This window comes from Sphingobium sp. B8D3A (genome assembly GCF_025961995.1).
Taxonomy (GTDB): domain Bacteria; phylum Pseudomonadota; class Alphaproteobacteria; order Sphingomonadales; family Sphingomonadaceae; genus Sphingobium.
In genome coordinates this window covers 2,171,790-2,188,024 of the sequence record NZ_JAOQOS010000001.1, presented here as the reverse complement: position 1 = coordinate 2,188,024, position 16,235 = coordinate 2,171,790, and the positions used below count along the sequence as shown (strand labels likewise).

14 protein-coding genes, 1 tRNA gene and 1 pseudogene are annotated in these 16,235 nt (G+C 65.0%); 10 read left to right on the top strand and 6 right to left on the bottom strand.

The window, feature by feature from the left end; genetic code table 11:
- Positions 1-4: 4 nt before the first annotated feature.
- The 3 genes and pseudogenes from mprF to M2342_RS10090 form a co-directional block, all read right to left on the bottom strand.
- Positions 5-2,554: pseudogene (gene mprF, locus M2342_RS17110) on the bottom strand (bifunctional lysylphosphatidylglycerol flippase/synthetase MprF).
- Positions 2,555-2,578: 24 nt separating this feature from the next.
- Positions 2,579-2,989, bottom strand: coding sequence for a DUF2147 domain-containing protein (locus M2342_RS10095; RefSeq protein WP_264575688.1), 411 nt, complete (start codon positions 2,987-2,989; stop codon positions 2,579-2,581).
- A complete protein-coding gene (locus M2342_RS10090; protein WP_264578974.1) occupies positions 2,982-3,701 on the bottom strand; it encodes a virulence factor in 720 nt (239 codons plus the stop codon). Before M2342_RS10090 ends, M2342_RS10095 begins: the two co-directional genes overlap by 8 nt.
- Before the next feature lie 155 nt (positions 3,702-3,856).
- Between M2342_RS10090 and M2342_RS10085 the strand changes: the two genes are divergently transcribed.
- From M2342_RS10085 to M2342_RS10075, 3 genes are read left to right on the top strand one after another with little or no spacing between them, the layout of a single operon-like run.
- Positions 3,857-4,216 carry a PDZ domain-containing protein gene (locus tag M2342_RS10085; protein WP_264578973.1) on the top strand — a complete coding sequence of 120 codons (360 nt, stop codon included), beginning with the start codon at positions 3,857-3,859 and terminating at the stop codon, positions 4,214-4,216.
- Between the two features lie 19 nt (positions 4,217-4,235).
- Positions 4,236-4,916, top strand: coding sequence for a winged helix-turn-helix domain-containing protein (locus M2342_RS10080; RefSeq protein ID WP_264570397.1), 681 nt, complete (start codon positions 4,236-4,238; stop codon positions 4,914-4,916).
- Complete coding sequence (locus M2342_RS10075) at positions 4,913-6,292, top strand: ATP-binding protein (RefSeq protein WP_264578972.1); 1,380 nt, start codon at positions 4,913-4,915, stop codon at positions 6,290-6,292. The genes M2342_RS10080 and M2342_RS10075 overlap by 4 nt, the downstream gene beginning before the upstream one ends.
- Before the next feature lie 110 nt (positions 6,293-6,402).
- Here the strand turns inward: M2342_RS10075 and M2342_RS10070 are convergent, their stop codons facing one another.
- The 3 genes from M2342_RS10070 to M2342_RS10060 all read right to left on the bottom strand — a co-directional run bounded on the left by M2342_RS10070 (position 6,403) and on the right by M2342_RS10060 (position 8,138).
- On the bottom strand, positions 6,403-6,591 hold the full coding sequence (locus M2342_RS10070; RefSeq protein ID WP_264578971.1) for a hypothetical protein: 189 nt from the start codon (positions 6,589-6,591) through the stop codon (positions 6,403-6,405).
- Positions 6,592-6,925: 334 nt separating this feature from the next.
- Positions 6,926-7,723: a PDZ domain-containing protein gene (locus M2342_RS10065; RefSeq protein WP_264578970.1), complete on the bottom strand. Its 798-nt coding sequence runs from the start codon at positions 7,721-7,723 to the stop codon at positions 6,926-6,928.
- Positions 7,724-8,048: 325 nt separating this feature from the next.
- Positions 8,049-8,138 (bottom strand) — tRNA-Ser (locus M2342_RS10060).
- Between the two features lie 148 nt (positions 8,139-8,286).
- Here M2342_RS10060 and M2342_RS10055 point away from each other — a divergent pair.
- From M2342_RS10055 to M2342_RS10025, 7 genes are all read left to right on the top strand, one after another.
- Positions 8,287-9,369: a lytic transglycosylase domain-containing protein gene (locus tag M2342_RS10055; protein ID WP_264578969.1), complete on the top strand. Its 1,083-nt coding sequence runs from the start codon at positions 8,287-8,289 to the stop codon at positions 9,367-9,369.
- A gap of 97 nt (positions 9,370-9,466) precedes the next feature.
- Positions 9,467-10,627, top strand: a complete 1,161-nt coding sequence (locus tag M2342_RS10050; RefSeq protein ID WP_264578968.1) for a D-alanyl-D-alanine carboxypeptidase family protein — start codon at positions 9,467-9,469, stop codon at positions 10,625-10,627.
- A gap of 8 nt (positions 10,628-10,635) precedes the next feature.
- Positions 10,636-11,265 carry a dTMP kinase gene (tmk, locus tag M2342_RS10045; protein WP_264578967.1) on the top strand — a complete coding sequence of 210 codons (630 nt, stop codon included), beginning with the start codon at positions 10,636-10,638 and terminating at the stop codon, positions 11,263-11,265.
- Positions 11,262-12,242 (top strand): DNA polymerase III subunit delta', encoded by a 981-nt coding sequence (locus tag M2342_RS10040; RefSeq protein ID WP_264578966.1) that lies wholly within the window; start codon positions 11,262-11,264, stop codon positions 12,240-12,242. The genes tmk and M2342_RS10040 overlap by 4 nt, the downstream gene beginning before the upstream one ends.
- Positions 12,243-12,475: 233 nt before the next feature.
- Positions 12,476-13,759: an Nramp family divalent metal transporter gene (locus tag M2342_RS10035; RefSeq protein WP_264578965.1), complete on the top strand. Its 1,284-nt coding sequence runs from the start codon at positions 12,476-12,478 to the stop codon at positions 13,757-13,759.
- A gap of 126 nt (positions 13,760-13,885) precedes the next feature.
- Positions 13,886-15,451: a methionine--tRNA ligase gene (gene metG / locus M2342_RS10030; RefSeq protein ID WP_264578964.1), complete on the top strand. Its 1,566-nt coding sequence runs from the start codon at positions 13,886-13,888 to the stop codon at positions 15,449-15,451.
- Positions 15,451-16,233, top strand: coding sequence for a TatD family hydrolase (locus M2342_RS10025; RefSeq protein WP_264578963.1), 783 nt, complete (start codon positions 15,451-15,453; stop codon positions 16,231-16,233). Before metG ends, M2342_RS10025 begins: the two co-directional genes overlap by 1 nt.
- Positions 16,234-16,235 lie beyond the last annotated feature (2 nt).

Genomic DNA, 16,235 nt, shown 5'->3' with positions numbered 1-16,235 from the left:
TGGATCAGGTCTGGGGGCTGCCGCCGATGAGGCTCTGCAGGTCGATCAGCGCGCGGGCGAGCGAGATGCCCTGGCGCCCGGCGATGTAGCGCGGCTCCCATTTGGGCGAGAATTTCTCCTTATAGGCGCGCAGCCCCTCAAAGCCGTAAAAGGCATTGCCATGCTGGTAGAGAAAAGCCCCGAGCTTTGACCACAAAGGCGCGAGGCGGCGCGCTTCCAGGCCGGAGAGCGGCGCCATGCCGATGTTGAACCAGCGATAGCCCTGCTGCTGCCCCCATTGCATCAGGCGGATGAACAGAAAGTCCATGGTGCCATAAGGTGCGGCGTGGTCATGGCGCATGAGGTCGATGGAGAGTTCCGAGCGGGTCTGTGTCGGCCAGATATTGGCGAAGGCGACGATCTGCCCCTGACTGCGCACGACGGCACAATCGAACCTTGCCAGATAGGCCGGGTCGAAGCGGCCGACACTAAAGCCCTTCTCGCGCTGGCCCTTGGCCTTGAGCCAGAAATCGGAAACGCGCTCGAGCTCGCCCATATGGGCGGGCACATCGGTGGCAGGGATGAACTCGAACGTCGCGCCCTCGCGCGTCGCCCGGCGCTCTGCATGGCGCAGCGACTTGGCGCTGGGGCCATCGAGCGAGAATGTCGCGAGGTCGACATGGGCTTCCTCGCCATATTTGGTGATGCGCAGGCCCAGCTCAATGGCCGTCGGCAGAGCGACCGGGCTGATCTGGTAGAGCAGCAGGCGCCCCTGCGCCGCGTCCGCCTTTTCGCGCAGGTCCCAGAGCAGGTCCGACCATTCGTCCTCGGCGCCGACAGGATCGCCCATCACGATCCAACTCGCTCCCTTGATCTGATACATCAAAAAAGCGCGGCCGCTTTGCGAGTGGAGGAAGCGCTTGTCTCCGGTGAAGGCAAGATTTGCGTCGGTCCGATCCGCCAGCGCGAGAGCGGCGGGGGACGGCTCATCGCCCCCAGCTTCTACGGCGCGTTCGGCCCGGGCCGGCTCGAACAGGCGGGCAAGGCCGACGCCCACGAGCAACACCGCGACGGCAAGACTGGCGCGCAGGAATCGCGCGGCATCGGCGCGCTCGGCAAAGCGCCACCACAGATCGTTCTGATAATCCACATGTCGGTAAGCGAATAGACCGATCCAGATCGACAGGCCGACCACCACCGCAATCGTCGCCAGCCAGCCGGGCGAGAAGGCCTCCGCCAGCAGGCGTGTGCGCCGGTAGAACGCGGGCTTGGACCATTGCAGCGCGGCCGCGATGAGCAGCATGACGCCTGCTTCCTCATAATCCAGCCCCTTCACGATCGAGAAGACCGCGCCGGCGAGCAGCAGCAGCCGCGTAAGCCAGAAAGCCCCGTCGAGGCGGCGGTAAAGTCCGGCGGAGAGCACCAGTAGAGCCGCGCCGATCAGGCTCCCGCCCATGTGGGAAAGCTCCACGAACGGCAGCGGCACAATGTCGGACACGGTGTTGGCGCGCTAGGGGATGGTCGGCAGCGATCCGGAGATCAGCAGCACCGTGCCGCCGAAAAACACCAGCGCGGAGATCATCAGTGGCGCCATGCCGGAGGCGACGACCTGAGCGCCGCGCAGCGTTCGTCCGATGGGCTTATGCCAGCGCGCGCCCTCCTGCACCACGATCAGAATGGCCGCCACAATCAGCGGGGCGACATAGTAGATGAGGCGATAGGCCAGCAGGGCGGCGACCAGCTCCGGCCGGTCCACATTCGGCAAGGCAATCAGCATGATTGCCTCGAACACGCCAATCCCGCCCGGAACATGGGTGATGAGTACGGCGACGATTGCCAGGGTATAGCCGATGAAGAAGGCTGGCCAGGCGCTGATCTCGATGCCGGGAATGAGCACGAACAACGCCGCGCTGGCCGCTGCAAGATCGAGCGCGCTGATCCCAATGAGCGCGATGATCTGCTTCGCCGGCGGCAACGGGAGCGACCAGCGACGGACGTGCAACGTCCGTCCTCGTTGTCCGGACCAGAGGAGGCCTGCAGCGGTGGCGAGCAGCAAGGCGAGCCCAATCGCACGCAGCACACCAGGCGGGACGACCATCCCGTCAAAAGCCAGCGCTTCGGGCCGCCAGGCGAGCATGGCGCCTGAGAGCACGAACACACCGCTCCAGAAGGTCAGGCTGGCGATCAGGATCACGCGGGCAATATCCCCGGCGCCCAAACCGGCGGCGCTGTACACCCGATATCGCGCCGACCCGCCGGTCAGCAGCGAGAGGCCGAGATTATGGCTCAGCGTGTAGCTGGTGAACGAGGCGATCGCGGCGGTGCGGTTAGGCAGGGGGCGCCCAATGGTGCGCAGAGCCATCACATCATACATAGTCAGCGCGGCATAGCTGCACGCGGTGAGGAGCGCGGCAGCCAGAAAGGCGAGTGGAGGCAAGGCGTGGAATGCCGCCCGCACGTCGCGCAGATGGACCTCGCGCAGCAAGTGGCTGAGCGCCACGAAGCCGAGCACGGCCAACAGCAAGGCAACGCCGATGGTCAGGATCGTGCGATGGCGCTGAGTCATGGTCTTCATCTGCCCCCCGGAGGCCATCGGGCGCTATTCGGCCTGAACCTGGCGGACCCAGATCTGGCTTTTGCACAGCCAGCCGCCGATCAGGCAACCGGAAATCTTCACCCGATCCCGGTCGAGCTGCTCGATGGTGGACGAGAAGGTGCGGCCAAGGTCCGGCACATAGACGCGGCCCGCCCAATGCCCCGGTGACTTGGCATGATAATCCTGCAGGAGTTTGGTCCCGATCAGCCTGGAGACCCCAGCGTCGGCGGCATCGGCAAGGGCGGTCGCGTTCGCCCAGCTCACCCAGCCGCACAGGCCGCCGTCGCAATCGCCCGTGGTGACGACCACCGTGCCGCGCGGATTGATCCAATGCCCGGCAATGGCATTCTCGGCATGGGCCGGCGTGAAGGCGCCGATCATGGCGGCAACGGCTATCGCGAGCAGCTTAGCCATGAGGATTGACCCCGGCCGAGGTCATCGCGTCGAACAATAGTCCCGTGACCGCCGCGACATCCCAGTTCAGCTGATGCCCACCGGGCAGGCCACCAATGCGCAGATTAGGCAGGTGGAGTTGGGGGCAGAGGCTGTGCGGTTCTTCCTTGCCGTAGACGCAGAGCAAGGGGAGCCAGCTGAGCGTACGCGCGGTAGGCAGGGCATCATGCTCGGTCTCCCAGAAGCTCAGCACCTCGCTTGGCGATGCACGATACTCGACCGTCGCGCCGGGCACGAAGAGCGCGGCCAGAGCGATATTGCGACGCTGCGCCTGCGGCAGGTTGGCGAGGCCGACATGGAGCATATCCGCGCCAAAGGACTGGCCGATCAGCACCACGCGCCCCTGCGGGTTCACGGCGCGCGCCAGCGCCAGTGCCTGGGTGATGAGCGCAGCAGCCTCAGATGGGGTGCGGGTCTTGCGATAATAGGTCAGGCTGTTGACGCCAACCACCGGGATGCCGGCTGCTTCAAGGCGCTGCGCAATCCTTGGCCCCATGCCGACCCGAAAGCCCATGTCGCCGGAAAAGATGACCGCCACGGGCGCACCGGCGCGCGGATGATAGCCGGCGGGGCGCAAAATCGTGAACGGGTCGCTGCCGAAATAGCCCAACCAGCCGAACGCCATGAGCACCAGCGCCATAAGGGCAACGAGCGTGATTGCCGTCTTCCGCATCCATCCTCCGCGCCTCGTCATGCTGCTCTCATGTCCATGATCGTCCGAGGGTATCCTCTGGCAGTGACAGCCGGTCAACGCGGTGGCCGCTTCATGAACTTCATGTCATGTGGCGGTCAGCCGCCCGCCATTCGCGGGGGCTTAGGCAGCATGTCATGGGCCTCTCGAACCGCCTCCTCTATTTCTTTCTCGTTCCGCTGGCGGGCGCGCCGCCCTTGCTGTCCTCCCATCTCGTGCCACCGTCAGCCGCCGCGCCTCGCCATGCTACGCATGCCGGGTTCACGCTGGGCGAGGACAAGGCAGGCCGGATCGTCGTGACCAGCCTGCGGGACGGGCAGGCAGGGGGCGGGCCGATTGCGGTGGGCGATCAATTGCGCGCTGTGGATGGGCATGCGGTGCGAAGGCTCGGCGTCGCGCGGCACATGATCGACGATCCCGCCCATTGCGACATTCCGCTATCGCTGGCGCACGGCGCCGTGCGATATGAGGCCCGCGCTCGGCGATGCGGCAGTTGATGGCGGCAGGGACGGTGGAATGGGCAGAAAAATACTCCTGGTCGAAGATGATCGTGCGACGGCCGAGTTCATCCTGAAGGGGCTGGCCGAGCATGGCCATGTCGGCGATCACAGCGCGGATGGGCGCGACGGCCTCTTCATGGCGACCGATGGCGGCTATGACGCGATCATTCTCGATCGGATGCTGCCGGGCATGGATGGCATGGCCGTGCTGGGTGCGCTGCGTGCTGCCGGCATTGAAACACCGGTGATCCTGCTGACTGCGCTCGGCTCCGTCGACGACCGCGTGACGGGGTTGACGGCGGGTGCCGACGATTATCTGGTCAAACCCTTCGCCTTTGCCGAACTGCTCGCCCGGCTGGAACTGCTGATGCGCAAGCGCGGCCATGGTACATCGGTGGAGACGACGCTTGCCTGCAGCGATCTCCACATGGATCTGCTCAAGCGCACGGTGCAGCGCGGCGGTCGACGCGTCGAGCTTCAGCCGCGCGAGTTCCGGCTGCTCGAATATCTGATGCGCTACGCAGGGCAGGTCGTCACGCGCACGATGCTGCTCGAAGGCGTGTGGGATTATCATTTCGACCCTGGCACCAACGTCATCGACGTGCATGTCAGCCGCTTGCGCCGGAAAATCGATATTGAGGGCGATGTCCCCCTGATCCACACCGTGCGCGGCGCGGGCTACCGGCTGGGCGAATGAGTCGACCGGGTGCCGCATCCGGGGCGGGCCTGCGCTGGCTGCGCTCGTCGCATGTCCGCTTCATGGGCTGGATCTTGCTGCTGGAACTGGTGTTCGGCGCGGCGTTACTCGCCTCGGTCACGCAATTCGTGCGCGCCGACCTCGCGGCGGCCGACCGCAGCATCGCCGTTGAGGATCGCGACAGCCTGCTGATGATCGGCCGGGATGAAGGCGCGCAGGCGCTGAACCGGGCAATCGCCGAGCGAACGGCGGAAGATGACGACGCGCTCATTCTGCTCGTGGATCGTAACGGGCGCAAAGTGTCTGGAAACCTCTCGGACTGGCCGCCCAATGTCCCGGCCGAGGCGGGCTGGACGCGTGCCGAGCTTTATCGGCTCGGAGATGCAGAGCCGGCCCCCTTCGGCATCACCGCCGCACGTCTTGGCGATGGGCGCCGCTTGCTCGTCGGCCGCCGCGCCGAGGCCAGCGATCAGATCCGCCAGACTGTTCACGAGGCCCTGCTGACCGCGCTGGCACTCGCCTTGCCGCTCGCCCTCGCCGGCGCCTGGTTCGTGGTGCAGATCATCGATCGGCGGATCGGGCACATCGCCGCGACGGCAGAGGGCGTCGGCGCGGGTGATATCGAGCAGCGCGTGCCGCTGCACGGTTCCGGGGACAGCTTCGACCGGTTGGGGGAGGCGATCAATGGGATGCTGGACAGGATCGGCAGCCTGATCGGCGAACTGCGCACCGTCACCGATAGCATGGCGCACGATCTGCGCTCGCCATTGACCCGCCTGCGCGCACGAATCGATCGGGCGCTGGAGACGGACGATCCGGCGGCAATGCGCACGGCCATCGAGGGCATCAGCCGTGAGGCGGACCAGCTGCTCGCCATGCTCACCACCGCGCTGGAGATCAGCCGCGCGGAAGCGGGCATCGGGCGCGAGCGCTTTCGGCCCACGCTGCTGGGCGAGATGCTCGCCGATCTGGAAGACTTGTACGCGCCACTGGTCGAGGAGCAAGGCCGCAGCCTTTCCATCGCAATCGAGCGGCCGGTCGAGGCCAGCGTCCATCGGGAACTGCTGGGGCGGGCGCTCGCCAACCTCCTCGACAATGCGCTCAAATATGGCGCGGGTGCGATGACGCTGTATCTGGATCGCGAGGGCGCAGACGTGATCATCGGCCTTGCCGATGAAGGGTCGGGCATCGCGCCGGATCGGGAAGCAGAGGCCCTGCGGCGCTTCGGTCGGCTGGATGCCGCGCGCGGGCAGGCCGGGGCAGGCCTTGGGTTATCGCTCGTCGCGGCTGTGGCGCGCATGCATGGCGGTCAGGTCCGTTTCACCCGCCGCCATGGTCTGTTCGCGGTTGAAATTCTGATCGGCGTGGGAGGCTGAGCGGCCTTCGGTCTGCTTCCGCTGCTGACAGGATCATGCCTGTCTCGATGAAGCGGTCGACCGGAGCCATGCGGGCAAGGGGAGGGACGGCATGGCTCCGGTGACGGGGGTCACTTCTTGTCGGTCGTGCTCTTGGCCGGGGCAGCGAGCGATGCAGTCGTCGTGCTCTTGGCCGGCTTGGCGGGCTTGGCCACCTTGTGATGGCTTTCCTTCGCCGGTGCCGTCTTGGCCGACGCGACAACTGGCGTGGCAATGGCTGCGAGGGATGCCATGCCGGCAATGATCAGGCGACGGTTCATGAGGGTATCTCCTTCAACAAGCGACCCTTCGTGGATCGCAAGCCCCTTATGGCTCCCAGCACCGAACCGGAGCATGGCGCCTGCATGAACTTTTGGACATGTGGGGAATCGGGGTGGCGCACGATCCATTGCCGCCAAAGACTAGCGACCGGAAGGGGGACGCACGTGAGTTAAGATTGACAGAGGGCGCAGCTACCGTGCGCATCCGGTTACTGTTCCAGATCATTGATGATCTGCGGACGTGAGCGGCTGGCGCATTACGCTCGTAGCGGCCAAGCGCGGATTACAAGCGACGATGAAAGTAGGTGCTTCGATTTCAGCCCATATTACGTATTTAGGGAAGCCCTTGCCATTCGGGCGGGATGGTCATCACGATGTCTTTCGGCACGCCGTTTCGGATTATACGCAAGCGCATCGGCTGCGACCCATTTACCGCTGAGCGCCAATGGTCGACGTCGGCAGGATCGCCATTGACCTGAGTGATAATATCGCTGGGAAAAATGTCGGCTTCATATGCAGGCGATCCATCTCGCACGAACTGCACAAAAACCGCGTGTCGTGTTCCGATTGCTGCCATCTCTTGATTAGTGAGATCGCGAATTTTCAGCCCTGCCCCTTTGCGCGGAATTTCTTTGAAATAGATCGCTGTCTTGTCAAAGCGATTGATCGTATATGGGATGAAGCTGGTCTGCGTTCCGTAGGTGGTTGTCGTGCCGGAATATGTTCCATGGGCATAGCCTCCCGGCCCGTAAGCTGATGCCGTGCCGTTTGTGTATGACGTAGTTGTGTTCGGTAAAGTCAACGGAAGCACAGCACTTTGCGAGGATGCCAGCTTCGTACTAACGATGAGGTAACGGGCACGGAGCTTTGCCGCCAACCGCTCGCCGTCCTTCGTCTTGTCGTTTGACGTATTGAAGCTCGTGTAGCCAATCGGCACGAACCCCCTGCGGAACATTGCTTCGACGTCCTTGTCTACATCGCCGGACGAGGGCAGCACTTCAGGTGCCGTCGACGCGTCTATTGTTCCTTCCTGTGGTATGGCCGTGAAAAATTTTTCCCAGTCGCTTGCTATTGCCGGTGCGCTGACAAGCGGAAGCGCGAATATTGACGTTGCGAGAATACGCCAGTCCATGTGATTCCTCTCCCCCTTTTGTCGCGCCGTTATCATTACAGTGGGGGCGAGCCATCAGCAACACTTGCAGTAGTCGACTATGATTGCGCCGTATCGCTGGGGTTTCCGCGCCTTCAATCAAATCCAAGTGGCAAGTATTAATGATTGAGAGGCTGCCACTTCTCCAGACCCTTACGACACCACCATTTTACTCCCGGTTGATAGCGCAAAGCGTGTATCGAAATCGAACTGCACCGCACCAGGCGGGAGGTCTCCCTAATCGCGGGGCGGCGATTATGAGGATCGCGGCCGCAATCTTAAAAGCGATCGAACAATCAATGGTAATTGGCGGACAGGGTGGGATTCGAACCCACGGTGAGCTTCCACCCACGGCGGTTTTCAAGACCGCTGCCTTAAACCACTCGGCCACCTGTCCGTTGTCCCGCGCCCTAGTCGAAACTGTTCGGCAAAGGAAGCCCGCGCGAGCGAGGGATTGTTGCGCGGGCGGTTCGTCGCAGGGGCGATGCGCCCAATTGCGGAGGCTTGCCTTGCGCGTCCTGCGTCAACTCTGCCAATATGCACCGATGACAACGCACTCGCTTCGCCGCCGGCTCCTGCCGCTTTGCGGTCTCGCTCTTGGTCTTTCCCTCGCGACGCACGCCCCGGCCGTGGCACAGGCGCTGCCGTCGTCGAATGATCCGGTGGATGCGCAGACGGCGGCCGGGTTTACGAGCTATCTGGAGAGCCTGCGGGGCAAGGCGCGGGCGCAGGGCGTGAGCGATGCGACATTCGACCGTGCAATTGCCGGGCTGAGCTTCAATCCGCGTGTTGCGGCGCTGGATCGCGGTAATCTGCCGACGGCCGACAATGCCCCGATTCCCGACTTCGAGCCCTATCGCCAGCGCCACATCGATGCGCGGAAGATTGCCCGCGGCCGCGCGGTCTATAATGCCAATCGCGCGCTGCTGGTGGCGATCGAGCGCGATGCGGGCGTACCGGAAGAGATCATGGTCGCGATTTACGGCCATGAGACGAATTACGGCACGATCAGCGGCGATTTCGACCTGCTCCGCTCGCTGGCGACGCTGGCTTATGAAGGGCGCCGGCGTGCGCTGTTCGAGCCGGAGCTGCTGGCCGTGATGGCGATGATGCAGCGCGGCGTGCCGCGTGAGCGGCTGGTCGGCAGCTATGCTGGCGCGTTTGGCTATCCGCAGTTCCTGCCCAGCGTCTATCTGCGCGATGCGGTGGATGCCGATGGTGACGGGACGCCCAATATCTGGTCGAGCGAGCCCGATGCGCTGGCCTCCATCGCCAATTATTTCCAGCGCGCCGGCTGGCGCAAGGGCGAGCCTTGGGGCGTCGCGGTGCGCTTGCCGACCGGGTTCGATCGAGGCCGGATCGCCAGCACGCTCAATCCCACTCGCTGCCCGCGCGTGTTCGGTCGCCACAGTCGCTGGCTTTCGATGCGCGAGTGGCAGGCGCTCGGAATCATGCCGGAGGGCGGCTCCTGGCCGGATGGCAGCATTCAGGCGACGCTGATCGAGCCGGATGGCCCGGGCAAGACGGCCTATCTGCTCACCGGCAATTATCGCGTGATCCTCGATTACAACTGCTCGAACTTCTACGCGCTGTCCGTCGGCCTGCTCGCCGATGCGGTACGGCCTTGATCCGGGGCTAGGCAGAGCCATGGCGGATGGCTAAGGACGGAGCGAAGCCGCGATGCCCGCAGGGCGCGCGATGACCTGTCAACGACCGGATTTTCCCATGCGCGCACTTCTGCCGATTGCCCTCGTCCTGCCGCTCTTCCTGTCCGCCGCACAGGCGAACACGCCAAGCTACACCTCCGAGGCCTCCGTGGCCTATATGGTCGATCTGTCGTCCGGCCGGGTGCTGTTCGACAAGGATGCGGACCGGCGGATGCCGCCGGCCTCGATGGCCAAGATGATGACCGCGCATGTGGCGTTCAATCTCATCAAGCAGGGCAAGCTGCGGCTCGATCAGAAGTTCACGGTCCGTCCGGAAACCTGGCGCAAGTGGCACAGCCAGGGCTCGACCATGTTCCTCTCCGTCAATGAGGAGGTCTCGGTCGAGAACCTGTTGCACGGCATTGTCACGCTCTCGGGCAATGATGCCTGCGTGGTGCTGGCCGAGGGCATTGCCGGCTCGGAAGAAGCCTTCACCGACCTCATGAATGCCGAAGCCAAGCGGCTGGGCATGACCAACAGCCATTTTGCGAACACCACCGGTTGGCCCGACGAAGGCCGCACCTACACCACTGCGCGCGATCTTGCGACGCTCGCCCGCAACACGCTGGAAGAGACGCCAGACCTCTACAAGCAGTTCTACACGGTCAAGTCCTTCACCTGGGGCCAGACCATGGGCGGATCGGAGATCAGCCAGGCCAATCGCAACCCGATTCTCGGGCGTGTGGATGGCGCGGATGGCCTCAAGACCGGCCATACCGAGGAGGCAGGCTACGGCTTCACCGGCTCGGCCCAGCAGAATGGCCGCCGTCTCGTGATGGTCGTCGCGGGCCTCACCAGCTTCAATGGCCGTGTCGAGGAATCGGTGCGCTTCATGGATTGGGGCTTCAAGGCCTGGCGGTCCAAACCGCTGGCCAAGAAGGGCGTTACCCTGGGGCAGGCGCAGGTCCAGGGCGGCTGGGCCCGCTCGGTCGATCTGGTGACGCCGCGCGATCTCGTCGCGACCGTGCCGATTGCGGCGGCGAATGGCGAGATCAAAGCGCGTGTCGTCTATCGCGGCCCGATCAAGGCGCCGATCGCGCAGGGGCAGGAGATTGCTCATCTGGTGGTGGATGCCGGTGACGGCACTACGCAGACCTTGCCCCTCGTAGCCAAGGAAGCCGTCTCGGAAGGCGGCTTCTTGGCTCGCCTGTGGAACGGCTTCCTCTCCTTCTTTAGCTGAGCGCCGGCATGACGCGCGGCCGCTTCATCACGCTGGAAGGCGGAGAGGGCGTCGGCAAGTCCACGCAGGCCCGTCTGCTCGCGGAGGCGCTTGAGGCGCGCGGCATCGAGACAGTGCTGACCCGCGAGCCCGGTGGCAGCGAGGGGGCCGAGGCCATTCGCGGCCTCCTGCTCTCCGGTGCGGCGGATCGCTGGAGCGTGCGCGCCGAGGCGCTGCTGTTCGCTGCGGCTCGGGCCGATCATGCCGAGCGCACCATTCTGCCGGCCGTGGAGGCCGGCAAATGGGTGATCTGCGACCGTTTTCTGGACAGCAGCCGTGCCTATCAGGGCGTGGGCGGCGCGCTGAGCGACGACGACATTCTGACCCTTCACCGCATCGGCTCGGGCGGGCTGTTGCCGGATCGCACCCTGCTGCTCGCCCTGCCGCTCGATGAGAGCAGCGAACGGGCCGGCGCGCGGGATGCCGGGGCGGTGGATCGGATCGGCGGGCGCGATGCTGGGTTTCATCGCGATGTCGCCGAGTCCTTCCGCCGGTTCGCAGCCGCTGAACCCGCGCGTTTCCGGGAAATTGATGCCAGCGGATCGATGGAAACGGTGCGCGACCGGCTGCTGGCCGCGCTCGCCGACTGGCTACCATGACGCGCTGGCTCGGCCATGACGAGCAGATCGCGACGCTGATTGAGGCGAGCGCGACGACGCGTCTGCATCATGGCTGGATCTTCGCCGGGCCGCGAGGGCTGGGCAAGGCCGGGATCGCCTATGATTTCGCCCGCCGGCTGCTGGTCAGCGGGGCGGGACGTCCCGTCCCGTCGGATCGGCTTGCGCCGGACCCCACAGACCCGGCCATGCGCCTGTTCGACGGCGGCGCCCATCCCGATTTCATGCGGCTCGAACGACTTGAGCGCGACAGCAAGACTGACAACGGCGCACTCGCCCGCAACATCACCGTCGATCAGGTGCGCAGCCTTTCGCGGCTGCTGCACAGCGCGCCCTTCATGGGCAGCCGGCGTGTCGTGCTGATCGACAGCGCGGATGATCTGGAGGCGGGCGCTGCCAACGCCCTCCTCAAGAGCCTGGAAGAGCCGCCGACGGGCGCGATCTTCCTGCTCGTGGCGCATCGGCCCGGTCGCCTGCTGCCCACCATCCGCTCGCGCTGCCGGGTGATGCGCTTCGCACCGCTCGATGATGCCAGCATGGCACAGGCGCTGGCGACCGCGCTGCCGGAGGTGCCAGAGCCTGAGCGCGCCGCGCTGGCGGCCAGTGCCGAGGGATCGCCGGGGCAGGCGATCGCCAATCGCGATCTGGATCTGCCTGGGCTGGAACGCGCGCTCGATGCCATCGCGCAGGGTGGACGCGGTGGGGAGGGCGCCCGCGCCGGCCTGATGAGCGCGCTCTCGGGCGTCGCGGCTCGCCCCCGCCTCGAAGCCTTTGTCGATCTTGTGCCGCGCTACATTGCCCGCCGTCTGCGGGGCGCGCCCGCACCCAGCCTCGGGCCGGGCATCGCCGCCTATGAGGAAGCGCAGCGTCTCGGCGCCGGCGCTGTCACCCCGCTGCAGCTCGAGCCCGGCGCGCTGGTCTACACCCTGTGCGAGACCGTGGCGCGCGCGGGGCGATAGGTGCTCGCTGGCCTTTCTGAATTCCTGCGAAGGCAGGAGCCCAGGGCCAAACCGACGAGCCTAGCCGCCCCAGGCTCCTGCCTTCGCAGGAGCGCATCCAAGCGTACATCATCGGCTCGCTCCGCAGGAAAATCACCACACCGCCAAAATCGCGCTATACCCCTCGCGGACGGCAAGTGTGGGGGACTGACAGGATGGCAAGCGAGCACAGGCAAAACCGAGATGCGCCCGACTTGCCTTCCACACCGCTAGACGAAACCCCGCCCGTCGGACTGGAGCGCTGGAAACGGCTCGGCCCCGGCATCGTCGTGGCCGCGACCGGCGTGGGCGCGGGCGATCTTGTCGCCACGCTCATTGCCGGCGCGCGCTTTGGCTATGCGTTGCTCTGGGCCGCCGTCATCGGCTGCATCATCAAGATCGCGCTGGCCGAGGCGACCGGGCGCTATCATCTCGCCACTGGATCGACGATGCTGCAAGGCTGGCGGTCGCTCGGCCATTGGACGAGCTGGTATTTCGGCATCTACATCCTGATTTGGGGCTTCGTGTATGGCGGCACGGCGATGAGCGCGACCGCGCTGCCGCTCGCCGCGATGTTCCCGGGGTTATTGCCATTCTGGGCGTGGGGCATGGCCTCGGGCCTCGCCGGCGCGCTGTTCGTCCTGTTCAATCGCTATGCGGTGTTCGAGGCCGTGATGAAGCTGCTGATCGGCGTCATGTTCGTCGTCGTTGTCGGGCTTGCGATCCTCGTCATGCCGGATCTCGACGCAGCACTGATCGGCCTCGCGCCCACGCTGCCGGAGGGCTCGGCCATTTACACCTTGGGCCTCATCGGCGGCGTCGGCGGCACGATCACGCTCGCGGCCTATGGCTATTGGGTCAACGCCAAGGGTTGGCGCTCCCCACCCTGGATCCCGATGATGCGGTTCGACAATCGCGTGGCCTATATCGCGACAGGGGTCTTCGTGATCGCCATGCTCATCGTCGGTGCCGAACTGCTCTACACCGCGCAGATCGCGCTTTCCGGTGGCGACCGGGGCCTGCTCGACCTGGGCGCGGTGCTGGAGGCGCGCTTCGGGCGCACCGTGGCGACCTTGTTCCTCATCGGGTTCGCGGCGACGACCTTTTCGTCGGTGCTCGGCGTCTGGCAAGGCGTGTCCCTACTGTTCGCGGACTTCGTCCGCAGTATCCGGGCGGAACGGGCAGGGGAAACTGCCGTGCATGATCCGGCCATCGCGGCGACGCTGGACCGGACGCCGGCCTTCCGCTTCTATGTCCTCTGGCTCACCTTCCCGCCCATGCTCCTGCTGTTTCTGGGCCAGCCTTTTGCGCTCATCATCGCTTATGGCGCGTTCGGGGCCTTCTTCATGCCCTTCCTCGCCGTCACGCTCATGTGGCTGCTCAATTCGAAGGCCGTGCCCGCGCAATGGCGCTCGGGCTGGTGGTCGAACCTGATGCTCGGCCTGGCCTCGCTGTTATTTGCGGTGTTGTGCGTGGATCAGATCCGCTCGCTGCTATAGGTCACGGCTTTTCGCGCGGCGCTGTGCTGGGAGGTCGGAGAGGAGTCTAGGCATCCTCCCTGTACCCCGCTAGAGAAGCCGCAAGCGAAAGCCGCGCCTCAGACGGCCCTTATCCAGCAGGACATCATGCCCAAACCCTTAACCATTACCACGGCGATCAGTTACCCCAATGGCCGCCCTCATATCGGCCATGCCTATGAAGCAATCGCGACGGACGCCTTCGCCCGCGCGGCCCGGATGATGGGGCGGGACGTGTTCTTCCAGACAGGCACCGACGAGCATGGCCTTAAAATGGCGCAGGCCGCCCGTGCGCGCGGCGTTGAGCCCGTCGCCCTGGCCGATGAGATGTCAGGCTATTTCAGGGAGATGGATGATCTTCTGAACATTAGCTATGATCGCTTCATCCGCACCAGTGAGCCGGCCCATCATACCGCAAGCCAGGCCATCTGGCAGGCGATGGTCGACAATGGCGACCTTTATCTGGATCGCTATGAAGGCTGGTACTCGGTCCGCGATGAGGCATATTATGATGAGAGCGAGCTAAGCCTCAGCGATGGCGGGGAAAAGCTCTCCCCGCAGGGCACGCCGGTCGAATGGACTGTCGAGGAAAGCTGGTTCTTCCGCCTCTCGGCCTATCAGGACGGCCTGCTCGCGCTGTATCGCGATCAGCCGGACTTCATTCAGCCCGAAAGCCGCCGCAACGAGATCCTCCGTTTCGTCGAGGGCGGGCTGCGCGATTTGTCTGTCTCGCGCACCAGCTTCGATTGGGGCGTGAAGGTCCCCGGCTCGCCGGATCACGTCATGTATGTGTGGGTGGATGCGCTCACAAACTATCTCACAGGTTGCGGCTATCCCTCTGATCCAGAACGCATGGCGCGCTACTGGGCGGAAGGGGGCGACATCGTCCACATCATCGGCAAGGATATCGTACGCTTCCACACGGTCTACTGGCCGGCCTTCCTGATGAGCGCGAAACTGCCTTTGCCGAAAACGGTGTTCGGCCACGGCTTCCTGCTCAACCGCGGCGAGAAGATGTCCAAGTCACTGGGGAATGTTGCCGATCCGGTCGAGCTGGCCGAGGCCTTCGGCGTCGATCCGCTGCGCTACTTCCTGCTGGCCGAGGTCGGCTTCGGCAATGATGGCAGCTATAGCGCGGAAGCCATTGTTCATAAATCGAATACCGAGCTTGGAAACGCCTTCGGCAATCTTGCTCAGCGCGTGCTGAGCTTCATTGCCAAGAACCTGGAAGGCCGTGTGCCCACACCGGCACCCAATGTCGATGACGAGGCCTTGCTGGCGCAGGTGCGGCAGATCGCCACGCAGGATGTTCCGGGTGCTTTCGAGCGCTTCGCCCCGCACGAGGCGATCCAGGCCTGGCTGCGCGCGGCCTATGCCTGCAATGCCTATGTGGATGCGCAGGCGCCCTGGGCGCTCCGCAAGACCGATCCGGCCCGTATGGAGGCGGTGCTGGCAACGCTCTACGTCTGCATCGCGACGCTGGCCGTCTCCGCACTGCCGGTCATCCCGCGCAGCGCAGAGGACCTGCTCGACCGCATGGGGCTGCCCCAGGATGCGCGCACGTTCAGCGCCATCGGCACGGACTGGTATACGCCGCTGCGCGCGAGCGGCCATGTCGTCGGCGCGCAGCAGCCGCTCTTCCCCCGCCTCGAACTCCCCGCAGCGGAGGCCTGATGCTCGTCGATAGCCATTGTCACCTCAATTATGAGGGGCTGGTGGAGGATCAGCCCGCCGTCCTCGCCCGTGCCCGTGCGGCGGGGGTGGGCACGATGCTCAACATCTCCACCCGCGAGCGCGAGTGGGCCGCGATTATCGGACTGGCCGAACGCGAGGCGGACGTCTGGGCGAGCGTCGGCATTCATCCGCATGAGGCGGACAGCCACGCCCATGTCGATACCGCCAAGCTGGTGGCCGCTGCGACCAATCCCCGTGTCGTGGGCATTGGCGAGACCGGGCTAGATTATTATTACGACCATAGCGATCGCGCCCAGCAGCAGACGAGCTTTCGCGCCCATATCGCCGCCGCGCGCGAGACCGGTCTGCCGATCATCATCCACACCCGCGATGCTGAGGCGGATACTGCCGCCATCTTGCGCGACGAGATGGGGCAGGGGACATTCACCGGAGTGATCCACTGCTTCACCGCCAGCGATGCCTTTGCCGACATCGCGCTGGAACTCGGCCTGTTCATCAGCATTTCCGGCATCGTGACCTTCAAGAACGCCAAGGCTTTGCAGCAGACGGCGGCGCGCATCCCGGTCGACCGCTTGCTGGTCGAGACGGACTCGCCCTTCCTCGCGCCGGTGCCGCACCGCGGACGGCCCTGCGAGCCAGCGTTCGTCGCTGATACCGCGCGCTTCCTGGCCGATCTCCGTGGCGAGTCCCTCGAGGCGCTGACGCAGGCAACGACGCGCAACTTCTTCGCCCTGTTCTCCCGCGCCGCGCCGGTCGCGTGACG

Bases quoted from the DNA above. Each gene is read 5' to 3' on its own strand.
- M2342_RS10095 (WP_264575688.1), bottom strand. From the start codon at position 2,989: ATGGCTAAGCTGCTCGCGATAGCCGTTGCCGCCATGATCGGCGCCTTC.
- M2342_RS10090 (WP_264578974.1), bottom strand. From the start codon at position 3,701: ATGCGGAAGACGGCAATCACGCTCGTTGCCCTTATGGCGCTGGTGCTC.
- M2342_RS10085 (WP_264578973.1), top strand. From the start codon at position 3,857: ATGGGCCTCTCGAACCGCCTCCTCTATTTCTTTCTCGTTCCGCTGGCG.
- M2342_RS10080 (WP_264570397.1), top strand. From the start codon at position 4,236: ATGGGCAGAAAAATACTCCTGGTCGAAGATGATCGTGCGACGGCCGAG.
- M2342_RS10075 (WP_264578972.1), top strand. From the start codon at position 4,913: ATGAGTCGACCGGGTGCCGCATCCGGGGCGGGCCTGCGCTGGCTGCGC.
- M2342_RS10070 (WP_264578971.1), bottom strand. From the start codon at position 6,591: ATGAACCGTCGCCTGATCATTGCCGGCATGGCATCCCTCGCAGCCATT.
- M2342_RS10065 (WP_264578970.1), bottom strand. From the start codon at position 7,723: ATGGACTGGCGTATTCTCGCAACGTCAATATTCGCGCTTCCGCTTGTC.
- M2342_RS10055 (WP_264578969.1), top strand. From the start codon at position 8,287: ATGACAACGCACTCGCTTCGCCGCCGGCTCCTGCCGCTTTGCGGTCTC.
- M2342_RS10050 (WP_264578968.1), top strand. From the start codon at position 9,467: ATGCGCGCACTTCTGCCGATTGCCCTCGTCCTGCCGCTCTTCCTGTCC.
- tmk (WP_264578967.1), top strand. From the start codon at position 10,636: ATGACGCGCGGCCGCTTCATCACGCTGGAAGGCGGAGAGGGCGTCGGC.
- M2342_RS10040 (WP_264578966.1), top strand. From the start codon at position 11,262: ATGACGCGCTGGCTCGGCCATGACGAGCAGATCGCGACGCTGATTGAG.
- metG (WP_264578964.1), top strand. From the start codon at position 13,886: ATGCCCAAACCCTTAACCATTACCACGGCGATCAGTTACCCCAATGGC.
- M2342_RS10025 (WP_264578963.1), top strand. From the start codon at position 15,451: ATGCTCGTCGATAGCCATTGTCACCTCAATTATGAGGGGCTGGTGGAG.